This is a genomic window from Allobosea sp. BK604 (genome assembly GCF_004341515.1).
In the GTDB taxonomy this organism is placed as follows: domain Bacteria; phylum Pseudomonadota; class Alphaproteobacteria; order Rhizobiales; family Beijerinckiaceae; genus Allobosea.
This window is the reverse complement of sequence record NZ_SLZF01000003.1, coordinates 635,804-651,668: the sequence shown is the minus strand read 5'-3', so window position 1 is coordinate 651,668 and position 15,865 is coordinate 635,804. Positions and strand designations below refer to the sequence as shown.

Sequence of the window (15,865 nt, the reverse complement as noted above, 5' to 3'; positions counted from 1 at the left end):
GGCTGGCCTGCTGCTGCCGAGCGGGCCGGATCTGCCCGAGACGCTCGGGGACCGGATGAGGCGGATATGCCCGGGTCAAGCCCGGGCACATGGCAGGCGCCGGAGCGCCCGCCTATTTCGAGCGCACGACCCGGCCGAGCCCGACGAGGCGCTCCATCACCAGCACGACGATGGCGATCATGCCGACCTGCACGGCCGAGGCCGCGGCGATGACGAGCTGGCCGCCCTGGAACTGGAGGTAGCTGAAGATCTCGATCGGCAGGGTGGTCACGCCCGGCCCGGTCAGGAAGAGCGCGGTGTTGAGCTCGCCGAAGGAGAGGATGAAGGCGAAGAGGCCGCCGGAGAGGATGCCCGGCCAGATCAGCGGGAAGGTGACGAGGCCGAAGGTGCGGAATGGGCCGGCCTTCAGGCTCTGGCTCGCCTCCTCCAGCACCGGATCGACCGCGAGCAGGCTCGAGCTGACGGCGCGGATGACGAAGGGCATGCCGAGAATGGCATGGGCGATGACGAGGCCAAGGAACTCGGGCATGCCGCCGATCAGCTTGAAGAAGAGCAGCAGCGACAGGCCGAAGACGATGGCCGGGAAGATCAGTGGCGCCAGGAAGAGCGTCTGCAGCAGGCTCGCTGTCCAGCCCTTGCGCCGGGCGACGAAGAGCGCGGCCATGGTGCCGAGCAAGGTTGCGACCAGCGAGGAGACGATGGCGATCTGGATGCTGCGGGTGAAGGCGCCGCGCAGGCTCTCCGTGTTGAAGAACAGCTCGAACCAGCGCAGCGAGAAGCCGGGCGGCGGGAAGACGAAGAAATCCGTCGGGGTGAAGGCGGTGACGAGCACGATCAGGATCGGCCCGAGCACGAGCAGATAGGTCAGGCCGGCGAGCAGGAGGAGGATGATGTGCATCTAGCCGCGCCCCTGCACGCGCTGCGGCCTGAGCAGCGCCATGATCAGGCCGGAGACGATCAGTGCCATCACCAGGAGGGCGAAGGAGATCGCGGCCGCCAGCGGCCAGCGGAAGGAGCCGACGGAATCGAAGACCAGGCTGACGAGCAGCTTCATGCGCGGCCCGCCGAGCAGGGTAATGGTGACATAGGCCGAGAGCGTCAGCAGGAAGACCAGCAGCATGCCGGAGGCGACGCCGGGACTCGAAAGCGGCCAGGTGACATGGATGAAGGTGCGGACGGGGTCGGCACGCAGCGACTGCGCCGCTTCCTTGTACTGCGCATCGATCGAGGCGAGCGCGTTGGCGACCGAGATCACCATATAGGGCAGCATGATCGTCATCAGGCCGAAGGAGACGGCCTCGAAGGAGTTGAGCAGCAGCAGCGGCCGCTCGATCAGCCCGGTGTCGCGCAGCACGGCGTTGACCAGGCCCTGCCGGCCGAGGATGGCGATCCAGCCATAGGCGCGCACGACATTGCTGACCATCAGCGGCACGACCAGCAGGAGCAGCAGCAGCAGGCGCTTTCGCGGCGGCAGCGGCGCCAGCACATAGGCCGTGGCGTAGCCGAGTACGAGGCAGAGCGCGAGGATGACCGCCCCGGTGCTGAGCGTGCGCAGGATGATGGTGTGGTAGAACGGGTCGGTCAGGATGGTCGCGTAATGCTCCAGTGTCAGCTCCGGCCCGTAGAGCTCGCTCTGCGAGGGCGCGTGGAAGCTGACCCAGAACAGCGAGACGAGCGGCACGACGAAGAAGACGAGGAAGACGAGCAGTGGCGGCGCGACCAGCGCGAAGGCCGCCCAGCGTCGCGTCAGGCGGAAGCTGCCGCTAGCCATGGGCCTGCGCTCCGCCATTGAGCCGCACGAGGCTTTCCGCTGGCAGGACGATGCCGACCTCCTGGCCTGGCGACCAGTCGATCGCGGCGCTCGCGGCATTCTGGACGAAGGCGAGCAGGGGCAGGCCGCCGCTCTCCAGGAAGACATGGGCGCTCATGCCGCGATAGACGACATCGCGCACGATAGCCGGCAACGCGCCGGAATCGCGGCCCGGCTTGAGGAGCACCCGCTCCGGGCGGATGGCGAGGCGCAGGCGCTCGCCGGCGGGATGGCTGCCGGCCAGGGTGAAGCGGCCGAAGGTGGCCTCGACCTGCGAAGAGCCGTTACCACTCTCGACCACCGTCGCGTCGATCAGGTTGCTGGCGCCGAGGAAGGTCGCGACGAATTCCGTCGCCGGGCGCTCGTAGATTTCGCGCGGGGCGCCGAGCTGTTCGATCACGCCGTCGCGCATCACTGCGATCGAGTCCGACATGGTCAGGGCCTCCTCCTGATCATGCGTGACGAAGACCGTGGTCAGCCCGAGTTCTCGCTGGAGCGAGCGCAGCTCGACCTGCATGGACTCGCGCAGGTTCTTGTCGAGCGCGCCGAGCGGCTCGTCGAGCAGGAGCACGGCGGGCTTCATCACGATGGCTCGCGCGATCGCGACACGCTGCTGCTGGCCGCCGGAAAGCTGCTTGGGATAGCGCTCGGCGAAGCCCGTGAGCTTGACCATGGCGAGCGCCGCTTCGACGGCCTTGGCCCGCTCCTCGCGCGCGACCCCGCTCATGCGCAGGCCGAAGGCGACATTGTCGGCCACCGTCAGATGCGGAAAGAGTGCGAAATTCTGGAAGACCATCGCGAAATCGCGGCGATAGGGCGCGGTCTCGGTGACGCGGGTGTCGCGGATGAAGACGTCGCCCTCGTCCGGGGTCTCGAAGCCGGCGATCAGGCGCAGGGTCGTGGTCTTGCCGCAGCCGGACGGGCCGAGCAGCGAGAAGAAGGAGCCGCGCGGAATGGCGAGCGAGAGCGCCTTGACCGCGACGGCCTTGCCGTAACGCTTGGTGACGCGCTCGAAGCGGACATCGGAGAGGGCGGCGGAACCTGAATCAGACATGCGCTTCAATCGTGAGGTGGAGGTCGCTCTGGCGGCGCCAGGCTTCGATCAGGAGCAGGGCGAGTTCGAGCTCGAGCAGGAGCTCGGCGGGGCGGCGCTTTGGCGGGGTGGCCCAGGCCGCGACGGCGTGCTCGGCCAGCGCGGCGAAGGAGGCGGCGAGGCGCGGGCCGTCATGGCGGGAGGCGGCGAGCTTCGGCAGGAGGGTGGAGAGGGCGTCGCCGGCGAGCGGCAGCCGTTTCTGAAAACCGCGCAGCAGATAGCGCTCGAGTTCGCCGATGCCGCCGGAGGTCGGGGCGAGTGCCTTCGCGCGCTCGTGCCAGGCCTCGATCAGCTCGTGCAGCTTTGCGCCTGCCGTGGGCGCGAGCGCCTGTTCCTGCGCTGTCGCGTCCGGCAGGGCGGCGCGGGCGCCGGCCGCCATGGCCTCGACCGCGTTGAGGATCATCAGGAAGGAGCGGGATTCGTCCGGCCGGTAGGCGTCGAGCGTCTCGCGCATCACCTGCTCGCCGCGGATCGGCAGGTAGCGCAGCATGTAGCCTTCGAGCGCCATGTACTTGACCAGAAGGTCGCCCATCTCGGGATGGGGCGAGAACAGCACGGCACGGCCGCGCGGCCCCTCTGCCTGGAGCACCGCGATGCGGCCTTCCATATGCGCCGCGAAGGTCTCGGGCGTCAGCGGATTGTCGATGAAGAGATGGCCGGTGGCGTTGAGATCCCGGAATGTCGCGAGCGGCAGGCAGTTGCCCCCGATCTCGTCAAAGACGGGACCATGGAAATAGGGAATTTCGAGGGTAGGTGGCAGGCCGAGCCGCAGCTGCCCCTCAGCGAGCCGGCAGGTCGTGACGCCGACGCCGGTGCGCAGGTAGTCCTGCGTGATCCGGGGGCGGGCATCGGCGAGGCCGAGCCAGGTCGGCCGGCCCTTGGCGAGATAATAGGCGCCGCCGCAGGAGACGACCGCCGCGCCGCCGTCCTTGAAGAAGCCGCGCACCGCCATGTCGGCGCCTTCGGTCTCCTCCTTGGCGTCGAGGCTCCAGTTCGAGAAGCCGCCGGGCAGGACGAGCAGGTTCTCGCCATCGAGCGCGCCCTCGGCGATCTCGCCGCCGGAGACGGGGCGATAGGCGAGGCCGAGCCGGGCCAGCGCCAGCGCGTAGTAGCCGTAATAAGGATAGGCCGAGGCGCGTCCGGCGAGCACGAGCGTCCGCACCGGCGCGATCGGCCGGGCCTGCGTGGCGATGTCGGCTTCGCAGGGCTCGAGGCGCAGGCCGAGGGGCACCAGCGCCTCTGCGAGCGCCTCGGGTAGCGCGACGAGATAATCACCAGCCTCCAGCTCGCCCGCCGGCTCGTCGAGCCGGCGCACGTCGAAACCACAGGCGGTGAGCCGGTTGGCAGCGACCGCCACATCAAGGCGGTCGCCATTCCCGTACCAGCCGAGTCGGTAACTCTGCATCCGCAACGAACTCAGCCGGCCGAGATGATGCGGTTCCAGCGATCGGTCCATTCGGCCCGCTTGGCGGCGAGCGTGGCGTGATCGAGATCGATCAGCTTGCCCATCTCCTCCGGCGAGGCCTTCACGCGCGCCTGGAGGTCGGGCGGCAGGATCGCCTCGGTGCCGGTATTGGTGCCGGGATAGTTGAACTTCTGGGCGGCGACCGTCTGCACCTTCGGGTCGAGCGTCAGGTTCAGGTATTCCTCGGCGAGCTCGAGGTTCTTGGTGCCCTTGGCGATGCCGGTGCCGGACGAGTAGAGAATCGCGCCCTCGCTCGGGAAGACCCATTCGACCGGTGTGTTCCAGCCCTTCACGGTGAAGGACTGCGACTTGTAGAGCAGGCCGATAGCGGCCTCCTCGTTGCGCAACGCATTCATGATCGTGTCGGTGTCCTTGGCCCAGATCGGCTGAAGCGCGTTGATCTTCTTCAGCATCTCGAAACCGGCCTCGGCATCGTTCGGGCCCTTGCCGGCCGCGATCGAACCGATCGGGATGATATAGGGGCCGATCGAGTGGGTGATCTCGGGCAGGACGATCTGGTTCTTGAATTCCGGCCGCCACAGGTCGGCGAAGGATTTCGGCGGGTTCTTGACCAGCTTGGTGTTGTAGATGATGCCGAGCGGCGAATAGATCATCGCGATCCAGTGGCTCTGGACGAAGCGCTCCGGCACGTTCTTCAGGTTGGTCAGGCGGGGCGAAGCCTTGTTGATCGGCTCCAGCGCACCCTGGCTGACCGCGAGCGGCACGATGCCGTCATGCAACTGGACGATATCGAATTTCTGGTCGGCGACGCTGACCTTGATCTTGGTGATGCGCTCGCCGGGGCTGGAGCCGCGATCCTGGATGATCTTGACGCCGGTCGCCTTCTCGAAGGCGGTGTCGGCGCTCTCCTTCATGCAGTCGCCCCAGAGCCCGCCCCAGGTCATCAGCACCATCTGCGAGGGCTTGCCCTGCGCCAGCGCCTTGCCGCTGAACGGGTGGACGAGGCCGCCGGCCGCGAGTGCGCCGGTGCCGAGCAGCAATTGACGTCTATCCATGACACTCTCCCCTTTGTGGTGTCTTCGGTGAGGCAGCTTACCAGCCAGCAATGCCGGCATTGCGGCGCGGATCGGCCGCCGCGATCTTCAGGCCAGTCGGCTCGTGGTGGAGTACGGCACAGACGCCGCCGCACTGGAAGGTGAAGTCCGGCCAGGCCTGCGCATCGTGGCCAAGCGCATTCAGCTCCTCGCGAGTCCCGGCCGGGATGCGCGCCTCCAGCATCAGCCGGTCCGGGAACATCTCATGCGGCTCGAAGCTGCTCGGGAAGCTGTAGGTGGCAAAGCGCGGCGCCTCGATGGCGCTGACCAGGTCCATGTCGAAGAGGCGCAGGTTGAACAGGACCTGCAGCATGGACTGGGTCTGGACGTCGCCGCCGGGCGAGCCGAAGGGCATCACCGTCTCGTCGTCGAAGACCGCGAGCGCCGGGTTCGGCGTCAGGCGCGGGCGCTTGCCCGGCGCGACCTCGCTGGGATGACCCGCGATGGTGAACGATTGCGAGCCGCGCGAGGACGGGCAGATGCCGAGGCCGGGGACGAGCGGCGTATCGTTGGACGTGTCGCTCGGCGTCGCCGAGAAGGCGTTGCCCCAGCGGTCGACGACGGCGACATAGGAGGTGTCGGGCGAAGGCGGCACCGCGCCCTCGGCCAGGACGGACTGGCGCGGGCCATCGCCGATGCCCGGAGCGGGCATGCCGGGTATGGCGCGCTTCAGGTCGATCCGGGCGCGCTGGCTGGCGCCATATTCCTGCGAGAGCAGCCGGTTCAGCGGCACGTCGATGAAGCGCGGATCACCATAGGTCGCCTCGCGATCGGCGAAGGCAAGCTTCAGCGCCTCGGTGACGAGATGGATATAAGCCGGCGAATTATGCCCGAGCGCGGCGAGGTCCTCGTCGCCGAGGATGGCGAGGACCTGCGCCAGCACCGGCCCCTGGCACCAGGGCCCGCAATTATAGATCTCGGCGCCGCGCCAGCGGGTGACGACAGGCTGCTCCAACCTGACTTTGTAGGTGGCGAGGTCGTCATAGCTCAGCCAGCCATCGTTGGCGGCATGATAGGCGGCGATCGTGCGGGCGATGTCGCCGCGATAGAAGGCGTCACGGGCGGCCTTGAGCCCGGCCTCGCGCGTTCCGGAGGCCGCCCGCTCCTGCGCGGCCATGTAGGCGAGCGTCGTGGCGAGCTCGGGCTGCCGGAAAATGCTGCCGATCGCGACCGGTTTGCCGCCGGGAAGATAAAGCGCCGCGTTCTGCGGGAATTGCAGGTAGTCGGCCGCCGATTTCGCCACGAAATCGGCCATGGTCGGATGGACCGGGAAGCCTTCGCTGGCGAGCCGGATGGCGCTCGCCGCGACCTCGCCAAAGCTCATCGTGCCGTAGCGCGTGAGCGCCTCCATCCAGGATGCCGGCGCGGCGGGAATGACGGTACGGCGCAGGCCGGGCGGGATCGCGCCGCCATGGGCGTCGCGGAAATAGGCGGCGGAGGCCGCGGCCGGCCAGGTGCCGAGCCCGTCGATGGTGACGACTTCGCCGGTCTCGCCCGAGCGGAACATGATCGGTGCGACGCCGGCGACATTGACGATGTCGTTCTGGACGACGCCGAGCACGAGCCCCGCAGCCACACCGGCATCGACGGCATTGCCGCCGGCCTCGAGGATGAGGAAGCCTGCCTGCGCCGCAGCGGCATGGCCGGCCGAGATCATGTGCCGGTCGCCGGTATGAATCCGGCCGTTGCTGCCGTCAGCGCGCCTCTGGACGAGGTTCATCGGCGTCCTCCCGGTCAGCCGTTGCATCTAATATATCTTATACCAGTTTGCCGGCGTGGCCAGTGGGAGCCTGCCGAAAATATCCGCGCAATGCTGAAATCATATGCCGGTATGGTGGAGTATGAGTTCTGTCACGCTTCAATCGCAGGATTGAAGCCATGGCTAATGCCAGCCGCACGGCGTGGTGCGGCTGAAATTCGATCAACAGATATACCAGTGCGCCGAGCCAATGGCGGACCGGTCACGAGCGGGCGTAGAGCCGCTGGTTGAGCGCCAGTAGCACGACGCTGGCCGTGCCGGCAAAGACGGTGAGGAGCAGGGTCAGCGCCATGATCAGGTCGACATTGTGCAGGCCGATCGCGCTCATCAGCAGGAAGCCGAGCCCGCGCTGCGAGGCGAACATCTCGCCCAGAAGCGTGCCGATCAGGGTCAGCGAGAAGCCGATGCGCAGGCCGGCGAAGATCTCGGGCAGCGCGGCCGGGAAGATGATACGCGCGATCATGTCGAGCGGCGAAAGCCCCATGACCTGCCCGGTCTTGAGATAGACGCGCTTGACGTTGCGTACCGCCGTGATGGTGAAGAGCGCGATCGGGATGACGCCGTGGATGGTGCCGAACGCGACCTTGGAAGACATGCCGAGCCCGAAGGCGAGCAGCAGGATCGGGTAGAGCGTGATCTTCGGGATCGAATAGAGCGCGATCAGCATCGGCTCGAACACGTCGCTGAGGAAGCGGCTGGCGCCGAGCGTGAAGCCGATGGTCAGCCCGATCGCGACGGCGAGCAGAAGTGCGAGGCCGAAGGCCTTGCTGGTCTCGGCGAGATGCTGCGCGAATTGCGGCGTCGACATGAACTTGCCGGCGAAGGCGAAGGTCTGCAGCGGCGAGCGCAGGGCGATGTCGCCGACGATCCAGTAGAGCGCCTGCCAGGCGACAAGGACGACGACAATCAGGGTGAGCGTATTGCGCAGGATGGAGCCCGATTGCCGGTTCATCGCAGGCCCCTCTTCGCCATCAGCGCCTTCTCCCAGCGCGCGATCGCCATGTTGATGGTGATCGAGACCACGAGGATCAGCAGGATCAGCGGGTACATCGTGGCATTGTCGAAATTGTTGTAGGCGAAGCTGATCTCGTAGCCCATGCCGCCGCTCGACATGATGAACTCGGCGCCGATGATGCCGATCAGCGAATAGGCCACCGCGAGCTTGGCGCCGGTGAGGATATAGGGCGAGGCGCAGGGCAAGGTGACGCGCAGCGCCGTCTCGACCGGGCCCATCTGGTTGACCCGCGCCGTCTTGAGCAGGACGTTGGGCACGCGGTCGAGCCCGTTCAGCGTGTTCACGATCACAGCGACGATGCCGAGCATGGCGCCGATGAAGATCTGCGGGGCGTCGCCGAGGCCGAGCAGGATGATCAGCAGCGGATAGAAGGCGAAGACCGGGATGGCGTAATAGGTCGCGAAGAGCGGCTCGAGCGTGTCGCGCACCCGGCGCAGGCGATGGATGATGATCGCGCTCGTCACGCCGAGAATCATGGCGATGATGAAGGCGATGAGCGCATTGCCGAGCGTCTTGGCGATGGCGCCGTTCAGCGAGCCTGAGGACAGCATCTTGACGAGATCGGTGACGATCTTGTGCGGCGGCTGCATGGTCAGCGGCTTGATCACGCCGCCGAGGCAGAGCGCTTCGAGCAGGCCGATGAAGCCGGCGAGCACCAGAAGCCGCCAGAGGAGGGGGCTCCTCATATCGTGGTCCCGGCCTTGCCGATCGACTTCATCGATTCCTCGCGCAGCGAGCGCCAAAGCCGCGCGGTGATCGCGCCAAAGCTCTCCTCCTGGACGATGCGGCTGTCGCGATCGCGCGGCCAGCCGGTCTCGACGATGTCGATCAGCCGGCCGGGGCGCGCCGACATCACGCCGATGCGGTCGGCCAGCATCGCGGCTTCGTCGAGCGCATGCGTGATCAGGAAGACGGTGGCGCCGGTCTTGCGCCAGAGATTGAGCACCTCGTCGCCCATCAGCAGGCGGGTCTGCTGGTCGAGCGCGCCGAAGGGCTCGTCGAGCAGGATGAGACGCGGCTCGGTGACGAGCGTGCGGGCGATGCAGACGCGCTGGCGCATGCCGCCGGAGAGCTGCGAGGGATAGCTCTCGGCAAAGGGCACGAGCCCCATCATCGCCAGCGCCTTCTCGATGCGCTTTGCCTTTTCCTCGGGCGGGAGCTTCATCCGGCGCAGGCCGAAGGCGATGTTGTCGCGCACGCTCAGCCAGGGAAAGGAGGCGTCCTCCTGGAAGACGACGCCGACGCCGTCAGGGATGCGGCCCTCGATCGGCTTGCCTTCGAAGGCGACCTCGCCGCGCGTCGCGGTCGACAGACCGGCGACCAGTTCGAGCAAGGTCGACTTGCCGCAGCCGGACGGGCCGACCACGGCGAAGAACTCGCCATGGCGCAGTTCGAGATCGATCGGTCCGAGCGCATGAACGGTGTCAGCCGGGTTTCCGCCCCGGCTGAACATCTTGTCGACTTGGCGCAGCGAAACCTGCGCGATCTGGGTCATGTTCACTTCAGGGCCTTCAAATCGTCGGGCAGGTAGCGGGTGTCGATCATCTTGGCGAGGTCGACATCGCCCGAGATGGCGCCGACCATCTTCTGCACCTCGACCGCCTTCTGCAGGCCGCCCATATGGATCTGGCCGGCGCCCCAATATTCGATGCCATCGGTGCGGCTCGTGGTCAGGTTCTTGACCGCGGCGCGGGCGACCTCGGGCTCGATATTGTAGACCTTGGCGATGATGTCGCCCGATTCATCCGGGTTCGAGATCATGTAGGCGACGGCCTTGCGGCGGGCGCGCAGCACCGCCTTGATGAAATCGTCCTTGCCGGCCGCGCCGGCGCCGGCCGCGACGCCGAGCACGTTGGCGATCGGCGGCAACATCTCCGAAGCCCTGGCGATGGGGCGATACTTGTCCTTGTATTTCGACCAGAGCGGCTCCGGAACCGGCGTGATATCGACGAGGCCGATATCGAGCGCCGCGATGCCCTCGCCGAAGCCGCCGGTCTTGACCATCTCGGCATCTTCGGCCTTGAGCCCGCCCGATTGCAGCACCAGCACCGCCAGCGCCTGGCTGGTCGAGCGCGGGTTGGTGTAGCCGAACTTCTTGCCCTTCAGGTCCTTGACCGACTTGATCGGCGAATCCTGTTTCACGGCCCAGACGAACTCGGCGACCGTCGAGACCGTGTCGGCGATGATCTTGATGTCGGCGCCCTGCTGGACGGCGGCGATCACGGCGTTCGGGTTGACCTCCGCATAGGGCGCGTTGCCCGCGAGCATGTTGCGCAGCGTCGTGCCGCCGCCGGCGGAGGTCAGGATGCCGGTGACATTGGCGCCCTCTTCCTTGAAGAAGCCCTTCTCCAGGGCGACTGCGTAGGGCATGCCATTGGCCGAGACACCGTAATTGCTGACGACGATCTCCTCGGCCCTGGCCGGGCCGGCGAGCGCGAGCCCGAGCGCGGCGAGGCCGATGAGCGATTTCATGCGATTCAGCGTGGCTGTCATGGTCTTCCTCTCCTCCCAGAGTCCGCTCTTTCCGCGGATCGTCTTCATTCCCGTCCGCCGGCCGGCGGAGGTCTGCTGATCACGCCGGGCGCTGGGCCGTCTCGATCGCGCGCCAGCGCGCAAGATCGACGGCCTGGTCCAGTGTAGCGCGAACGGCTGCGCCATTCTCCATGGGCTTCAGGGCCTGGGTGCCTTCGGCATGCCTGCGCAGGGCGTCCAGCCCGTCGCGCATCGCCGCGGTGACCCGGAAGATCAGGCTCGCCGGATACGAAACCTGCATGAAGCCCATCTCGCCCAGCTCCGCCGGAGTGAACCAGGGCGTGTCGCCGCCCTCGAACATTGCGGCCGAGCAATAGGTGCCGCGAAAGGCCGCGCCGACGCGGCGGTAATCGGCCTCGGTGCGCAGGCCGGCAATGAAGATGCCGTCGGCGCCGATATGGAGGAAACGCTCGGCCCGGCGCATCGCGGCGTCGAGCCCGAGCGGGCCATAGGCGTCGGTTCGGCCGACGATGAAGGTCTCGGGATTGCGGCGAGCCAGCATGGCGGCGCGCAGCTTGGCCTCGATCACGGATTCATCGACCACGGAGGCCGCCTTGTCGGCGCGCTGCTGCTTGTGGTCGCGGTCCTGATCCTCGACCAGGAAGCCGCCGACGCCGATCCGCTCATAGGCGGCGACGAGGCGCGCGACGCTCTTCACGTCGCCATAGCCGTCATCGGCATCGGCCATGAACGGCAGGCTGCTCGCCGCCGCGATGTCGCGAATGCCCTCGACCATATCCGTGAGGCCGATCAGGCCGATATCCGGATAGGCATGGCGGGCGGCGAGCATCGCCGAGCCGCCGATGGCGAAGGCGCGGAAGCCCGCCTGCTCGATCAACCGTGCCGAGAGCGCATCATGGGCGAGCGGCATGACGAGCGGGGTCTCGCGGGTGAGCGCATCGCGGATGCTCCTGCGCATCATGACCCGGCGCTCCGCTGCAGCGTCGCGGGGAAGAGCCAGTCGCTGCCGGCCTTGGCCGCGGCGTAATGCGCCTCGATCGCAGGCTGATGCTGCAAGGTCATGGCGATCTCATCATCGCCGCGCATGAGCGCCTCGACCCGCGAGGCGGGGATGCGGAAGCCGTGCACCTCACCGGCAGGCGTGACCACGCTCGCGCTCGCCAGATCGATGCGGAAATCGGGGCTGCCCTCGTGCGCCTCGACGGTGGCCTTCAGCGCCTGATAGGTCGCCTGATCGATCACGCCGGCAACGAGACTGTTCCGGAAGGCGTTCTCGTAGAAGATATCGGCGAAGCTCGGCGCCAGCACACAGCCGATGCCGAACTCGACCAGCGCCCAGACAGCCGCTTCCCGAGAGCTGCCGCAACCGAAATTCTCGTCGGCGAGCAGGATCTTCGTCTCGCGGAACGGCGGACGGTTGAGCACGAAATCCGGCTTCTCGTTGCCCTCGTCGTCGTAGCGCTGGCCGCCGAACAGGCCCTTGCCCATGTCGGCCGTCGCCGTGCGCAGCCAGACGGAGGGAATGATCGCATCGGTATTGACGTTGGCGACGGGCATGACCGCCATGACGCCGCTGATCTCGCGAACCGGCTTCCTCATGCCCCGAGCTCCTGCCGGACATCGGTGATATGGCCGGCAAGCGCGGCGGCTGCGACCATGACCGGGCTCGCCAGATGGGTGCGGCTGCGCGGACCCTGGCGGTTCTCGAAATTGCGGTTGGAGGTCGCGATGCAGCGCGAGCCGGGCGCGACGATATCCTCGTTGATGCTGACGCACATCGAGCAGCCCGCCTCGCGCCATTCGAAGCCGGCGGCGCGGAAGATCTCGTGCAGGCCGCGCGCTTCGGCCTCGCGCTTGACCGACATTGAGCCGGGCACGACGAGCCCGCGGACATTCGGGGAGATGCGGCGGCCCTTCACTACCTGCGCAGCCGCTTCGAGATCGGAGATGCGCGAATTGGTGCAGGAGCCGATGAAGGCGACATCGATCGGGATGCCGGCGAGCGGCATGCCGGGCTCGAGCCCCATATAGTTGAGCGCCTGGGCGATGCCGTCGCGCCGCTTGGCGTCGGACAGCACTGCCGGATCCGGCACATGATCGCTGACGCCGGCGACATGCTCGGGCGTCGTACCCCAGGTGACCTGCGGCGCGATGCTGGCGCAGTCGATCAGGATGTCGCGCTCGAAGACGGCGCCGGCGTCACTGCGCAGCTTGCGCCAGGTCTCGACCGCCCGTTCGAAGGCGGCGCCCGACGGAGCGAATTCGCGACCCTTCACATAGGCGAAGGTCTTCTCGTCCGGTGCGATCAGGCCGAGGCGGGCACCGAGCTCGATCGACATGTTGCAGATCGTCAGCCGGGCCTCGACCGAGAGCGCCTCGATGGCCGAGCCGGCATATTCGACGGCGCAGCCGCGCCCGCCGGCGACGCCCAGCTCGCCCATCGCGCGCAGGATCAGGTCCTTGGCGACGATGCCGGGGCCGGTTTTGCCTTCAAAGCGCACGCGCATGTTGCGCGGGCGGGTCAGGGCGAGCGTCTGCGTCGCCAGCACATGTTCGACCTCGCTGGTACCGACGCCGATGCCGAGTGCGCCCAGCCCGCCGACGGTCGAGGTATGGCTGTCGCCGCAGGCGAGGATGCTGGCGGGCAGCGCGAAGCCGAGTTCCGGCGCGATGACATGGACGATACCCTGGCGCGGATCGTCGACACCGAAATGCCGGATGCGGGCGGCATAGGCATTGGAGCGCATCAGGGTGAGCAGCTCGCGGCCGCCGGGATAGCTATCCTCGTCGCGGCCGGGGCTGGTGGAGACGATATGGTCCTGCGTCGCGATCGTCAGCTCGGGATGGCGGACGCCGCGGCCGGTGCGCTTCAGCCCGGCAAAGGCGACGGCGCTGGTGGTTTCCTGGAGGACATGGCGGTCGACGAAGACGAGGTCGCGGCCATCGTCGAGCCGTGCGACGAGATGCGCGTTCCAGATCTTGTCGAAGACGGTCGACGGAGCCGTGGCGTCAACGGCCATGACGAAGCCCGGTGATGTGCGGACGCAAATTCGCGGCCCACGGAAGCCGTGGCATGATTTTTCCTCCGGATCGGGCGTTTGGCTACGCCTCGCATTCTCTCGCGGTCGTTTCGCAACGCACAATGAAGATATGCATTTGCGGCCCGATTTTGAGTTAGCGTAATCTCAGGGAAGGGCGCCGCAAAGGCACAATTTATGCAGCTATCCCTCAGGAAAACTCAGAGCAGATGACTCGCAAACTTCCACCGCTGAACGCGCTCAGGGCGTTCGAGGCCACGGCCCGGAACGGCAGCCTGACGCGGGCCGCGCAGGAGCTTTCCGTGACCCAGGGAGCAGTCAGCCGCCACGTCACCCAGCTCGAAAGCTGGCTCGGCGTGCGACTTTGCCTGCGTTTGCGTCGCGGCATCGAGACGACGCCGCAGGGCGCGGCCTATGCCGCGACGCTACGCTCGGCCTTCGACCAGATCGAGGCACAGACGCAGCGGCTGCGGACGCGCTCGATCGACAACACCTTGCGGATCAAGCTGCCGCCGACCTTCGCGATTCGCTGGTTCGTGCCGCGGCTGGCGCGGTTCCATGCGCTCAACCGGCATATCGACGTGCAGATCACCACCTCTCACCAGCAGGTCGAGTTCGATCGCGACGATGTCGATCTCTGCATCCATTCCGGAGCCAAGCCGATTCCCGGTGCGATCTGCCGCAAGCTGTTCGGCGAGATCCTGATGCCGGTCTGCAGTCCCGGCCTGTTCAAGGCGGCACCGCCGCCGCAGGAGCCGGCCGACCTCGCCCGCTTCGTGCTGCTCTGTTCGATGCATCGCGGCGAGGACTGGCCGGACTGGCTCGGCACCGCTCAGATCAAGACGATCGACGGCAATAGCGGGCTGAAATTCGAGAACTCGGCGCTGGCCTATCAGGCGGCGATCGACGAGCTCGGCATCGTCATGGCGCAGCGCGCCTTCATCGAGGATGACCTGCGCACCGGCCGGCTGGTGGCGCCGCTGCCGCTGAGGGTGCGCACCGGAAGCGCCTATTACCTCGCCTATCCGCGTTCGCGGCAGGATTCGCCGCTGATCAAGGCGTTCGAGCAGTGGATCGTGCAGGAGACCGCGCATATGGAGGAGGCTGCGGCTTAGCGCATCGGCCCGAAAAGTGGTTTGCGGTTTTCGGAGAAAGCCGATGCGACAACAGGAGCCAGATCATTGATCCTGTGGAGCGGCCAGTCGCCCATTACTTCGGGAACAGGAACTGAACCTGGGCTCTGAGCTGCCAGTCGGCGGCTCCGGTGGGCTTTGCGACGTTATAATAGGCTGCGAGCTGCGCATTGACCGGCTGACTGCCGATCTTGAACACGCGCCCGAACCCTCCGCCGATCGGCACCGTCCAGCGGTCGCCCTGGCCGGCCGTCCAATTGGCGGTGATGATTGGAGACGACGTCAAGTACCAGCCGCCGGGGAGGTTGTAGTTCACGAAAGGCTGCAGCGTCATCGCGTTGACGTTGCTGCGATTGCTCTTCCCCGCGAAGGACCAGACGTTGTTCACGAGGACACCGACCACCCAGGGACCTTCGATGGCCAGGGCGACGAAGGCTGGGCCGGCCGAGTATTTGCCGGCAGTCAGTGTCTTGTCGGTGCCGGTCGGGAATACGAAGGTCGGGCCGATGCCCCAGATGATGCCGTGCGTCGGCTTCTTCGGTGAGAAGAAGAAGCTGGGGTTGATGTCCCCCAAGCCGAACTCACTATCGCCATTCACTGTCAAAGACGGCTGCGCGATCACCGGCGTGATCCAGCGCGTAATCAGGTTCCACTCGGAGTTCAGCGTAATCGGAACAACGGGCTGGATATTGAGAACGTTCTGCAGCTGCTTGTGTGGCCCGACGTTGAAGTTGAAGTTGTTCTGGAAAGGCAGGCTGATCATGTCGGCAACGGGGTTTTGCGCCGCCTTGGCCAGATCATCGACGCTTTTTCCGTGTTCCTCCTGCGCGGCTGCGAAGGTGCTGCAAAAACCCGCCGCGACAGCGAGCATGAATCTCAGTCCAACCAGTCTGCAGCCCGTGCGGTGTGTTGCCATGGCTTGCCCCCGTCTGGAGTCCAGGTCGCCTGCCGTCAGTAATTAGGCTTCGTGGCTTGGGATCGGCCGCGCCCCGTACGTAAAATTA

General features: G+C 66.7%; 15 protein-coding genes. 1 reads left to right on the top strand and 14 read right to left on the bottom strand.

Annotated features, from left to right (window positions below):
* Nucleotides 1-112 precede the first annotated feature (112 nt).
* From EV560_RS12525 to leuC, 13 genes are all read right to left on the bottom strand, one after another.
* Entirely contained in the window at nucleotides 113-898 is a 786-nt protein-coding gene (locus tag EV560_RS12525) for an ABC transporter permease (protein ID WP_131856060.1), read from the bottom strand.
* Nucleotides 899-1,771 carry an ABC transporter permease gene (locus tag EV560_RS12520; RefSeq protein WP_165923434.1) on the bottom strand — a complete coding sequence of 291 codons (873 nt, stop codon included), beginning with the start codon at nucleotides 1,769-1,771 and terminating at the stop codon, nucleotides 899-901.
* Nucleotides 1,764-2,864, bottom strand: a complete 1,101-nt coding sequence (locus EV560_RS12515; RefSeq protein WP_131856058.1) for an ABC transporter ATP-binding protein — start codon at nucleotides 2,862-2,864, stop codon at nucleotides 1,764-1,766. Before EV560_RS12515 ends, EV560_RS12520 begins: the two co-directional genes overlap by 8 nt.
* Nucleotides 2,857-4,308, bottom strand: a complete 1,452-nt coding sequence (locus EV560_RS12510) for a hypothetical protein (RefSeq protein WP_131856057.1) — start codon at nucleotides 4,306-4,308, stop codon at nucleotides 2,857-2,859. The genes EV560_RS12515 and EV560_RS12510 overlap by 8 nt, the downstream gene beginning before the upstream one ends.
* Before the next feature lie 11 nt (nucleotides 4,309-4,319).
* Complete coding sequence (locus EV560_RS12505) at nucleotides 4,320-5,384, bottom strand: ABC transporter substrate-binding protein (RefSeq protein WP_165923433.1); 1,065 nt, start codon at nucleotides 5,382-5,384, stop codon at nucleotides 4,320-4,322.
* 37 nt (nucleotides 5,385-5,421) lie between these two features.
* A complete protein-coding gene (locus EV560_RS12500) occupies nucleotides 5,422-7,143 on the bottom strand; it encodes a gamma-glutamyltransferase family protein (RefSeq protein WP_131856055.1) in 1,722 nt (573 codons plus the stop codon).
* 241 nt (nucleotides 7,144-7,384) lie between these two features.
* Complete coding sequence (locus EV560_RS12495) at nucleotides 7,385-8,134, bottom strand: ABC transporter permease (protein ID WP_131856054.1); 750 nt, start codon at nucleotides 8,132-8,134, stop codon at nucleotides 7,385-7,387.
* Nucleotides 8,131-8,883, bottom strand: coding sequence for an ABC transporter permease (locus EV560_RS12490; protein ID WP_131856053.1), 753 nt, complete (start codon nucleotides 8,881-8,883; stop codon nucleotides 8,131-8,133). Before EV560_RS12490 ends, EV560_RS12495 begins: the two co-directional genes overlap by 4 nt.
* Nucleotides 8,880-9,692 carry an ABC transporter ATP-binding protein gene (locus tag EV560_RS12485; RefSeq protein WP_131856052.1) on the bottom strand — a complete coding sequence of 271 codons (813 nt, stop codon included), beginning with the start codon at nucleotides 9,690-9,692 and terminating at the stop codon, nucleotides 8,880-8,882. Before EV560_RS12485 ends, EV560_RS12490 begins: the two co-directional genes overlap by 4 nt.
* Nucleotides 9,693-9,694: 2 nt before the next feature.
* Entirely contained in the window at nucleotides 9,695-10,690 is a 996-nt protein-coding gene (locus EV560_RS12480) for an ABC transporter substrate-binding protein (RefSeq protein ID WP_165923432.1), read from the bottom strand.
* 79 nt (nucleotides 10,691-10,769) lie between these two features.
* Nucleotides 10,770-11,651 (bottom strand): isocitrate lyase/PEP mutase family protein, encoded by an 882-nt coding sequence (locus EV560_RS12475; protein ID WP_131856050.1) that lies wholly within the window; start codon nucleotides 11,649-11,651, stop codon nucleotides 10,770-10,772.
* On the bottom strand, nucleotides 11,648-12,289 hold the full coding sequence (gene leuD, locus EV560_RS12470; protein WP_131856049.1) for a 3-isopropylmalate dehydratase small subunit: 642 nt from the start codon (nucleotides 12,287-12,289) through the stop codon (nucleotides 11,648-11,650). Before leuD ends, EV560_RS12475 begins: the two co-directional genes overlap by 4 nt.
* Entirely contained in the window at nucleotides 12,286-13,710 is a 1,425-nt protein-coding gene (gene leuC / locus EV560_RS12465; RefSeq protein ID WP_131856048.1) for a 3-isopropylmalate dehydratase large subunit, read from the bottom strand. The genes leuD and leuC overlap by 4 nt, the downstream gene beginning before the upstream one ends.
* 227 nt (nucleotides 13,711-13,937) lie before the next feature.
* On the opposite strand from leuC, the gene gcvA reads away from it, so the two are divergent.
* Nucleotides 13,938-14,843: a transcriptional regulator GcvA gene (gene gcvA / locus EV560_RS12460; protein WP_131856047.1), complete on the top strand. Its 906-nt coding sequence runs from the start codon at nucleotides 13,938-13,940 to the stop codon at nucleotides 14,841-14,843.
* A gap of 94 nt (nucleotides 14,844-14,937) precedes the next feature.
* Here the strand turns inward: gcvA and EV560_RS12455 are convergent, their stop codons facing one another.
* Complete coding sequence (locus tag EV560_RS12455) at nucleotides 14,938-15,732, bottom strand: hypothetical protein (RefSeq protein WP_207908005.1); 795 nt, start codon at nucleotides 15,730-15,732, stop codon at nucleotides 14,938-14,940.
* Between the last annotated feature and the right edge of the window lie 133 nt (nucleotides 15,733-15,865).

Coding starts and splice junctions, on each gene's coding strand:
- leuD (WP_131856049.1), bottom strand. CDS start 12,289: ATGAGGAAGCCGGTTCGCGAGATCAGCGGCGTCATGGCGGTCATGCCC.
- EV560_RS12525 (WP_131856060.1), bottom strand. CDS start 898: ATGCACATCATCCTCCTCCTGCTCGCCGGCCTGACCTATCTGCTCGTG.
- EV560_RS12480 (WP_165923432.1), bottom strand. CDS start 10,690: ATGACAGCCACGCTGAATCGCATGAAATCGCTCATCGGCCTCGCCGCG.
- leuC (WP_131856048.1), bottom strand. CDS start 13,710: ATGGCCGTTGACGCCACGGCTCCGTCGACCGTCTTCGACAAGATCTGG.
- EV560_RS12485 (WP_131856052.1), bottom strand. CDS start 9,692: ATGACCCAGATCGCGCAGGTTTCGCTGCGCCAAGTCGACAAGATGTTC.
- gcvA (WP_131856047.1), top strand. CDS start 13,938: ATGACTCGCAAACTTCCACCGCTGAACGCGCTCAGGGCGTTCGAGGCC.
- EV560_RS12510 (WP_131856057.1), bottom strand. CDS start 4,308: ATGCAGAGTTACCGACTCGGCTGGTACGGGAATGGCGACCGCCTTGAT.
- EV560_RS12500 (WP_131856055.1), bottom strand. CDS start 7,143: ATGAACCTCGTCCAGAGGCGCGCTGACGGCAGCAACGGCCGGATTCAT.
- EV560_RS12490 (WP_131856053.1), bottom strand. CDS start 8,883: ATGAGGAGCCCCCTCCTCTGGCGGCTTCTGGTGCTCGCCGGCTTCATC.
- EV560_RS12505 (WP_165923433.1), bottom strand. CDS start 5,384: ATGGATAGACGTCAATTGCTGCTCGGCACCGGCGCACTCGCGGCCGGC.
- EV560_RS12495 (WP_131856054.1), bottom strand. CDS start 8,134: ATGAACCGGCAATCGGGCTCCATCCTGCGCAATACGCTCACCCTGATT.
- EV560_RS12455 (WP_207908005.1), bottom strand. CDS start 15,732: ATGCTCGCTGTCGCGGCGGGTTTTTGCAGCACCTTCGCAGCCGCGCAG.
- EV560_RS12475 (WP_131856050.1), bottom strand. CDS start 11,651: ATGATGCGCAGGAGCATCCGCGATGCGCTCACCCGCGAGACCCCGCTC.
- EV560_RS12515 (WP_131856058.1), bottom strand. CDS start 2,864: ATGTCTGATTCAGGTTCCGCCGCCCTCTCCGATGTCCGCTTCGAGCGC.
- EV560_RS12520 (WP_165923434.1), bottom strand. CDS start 1,771: ATGGCTAGCGGCAGCTTCCGCCTGACGCGACGCTGGGCGGCCTTCGCG.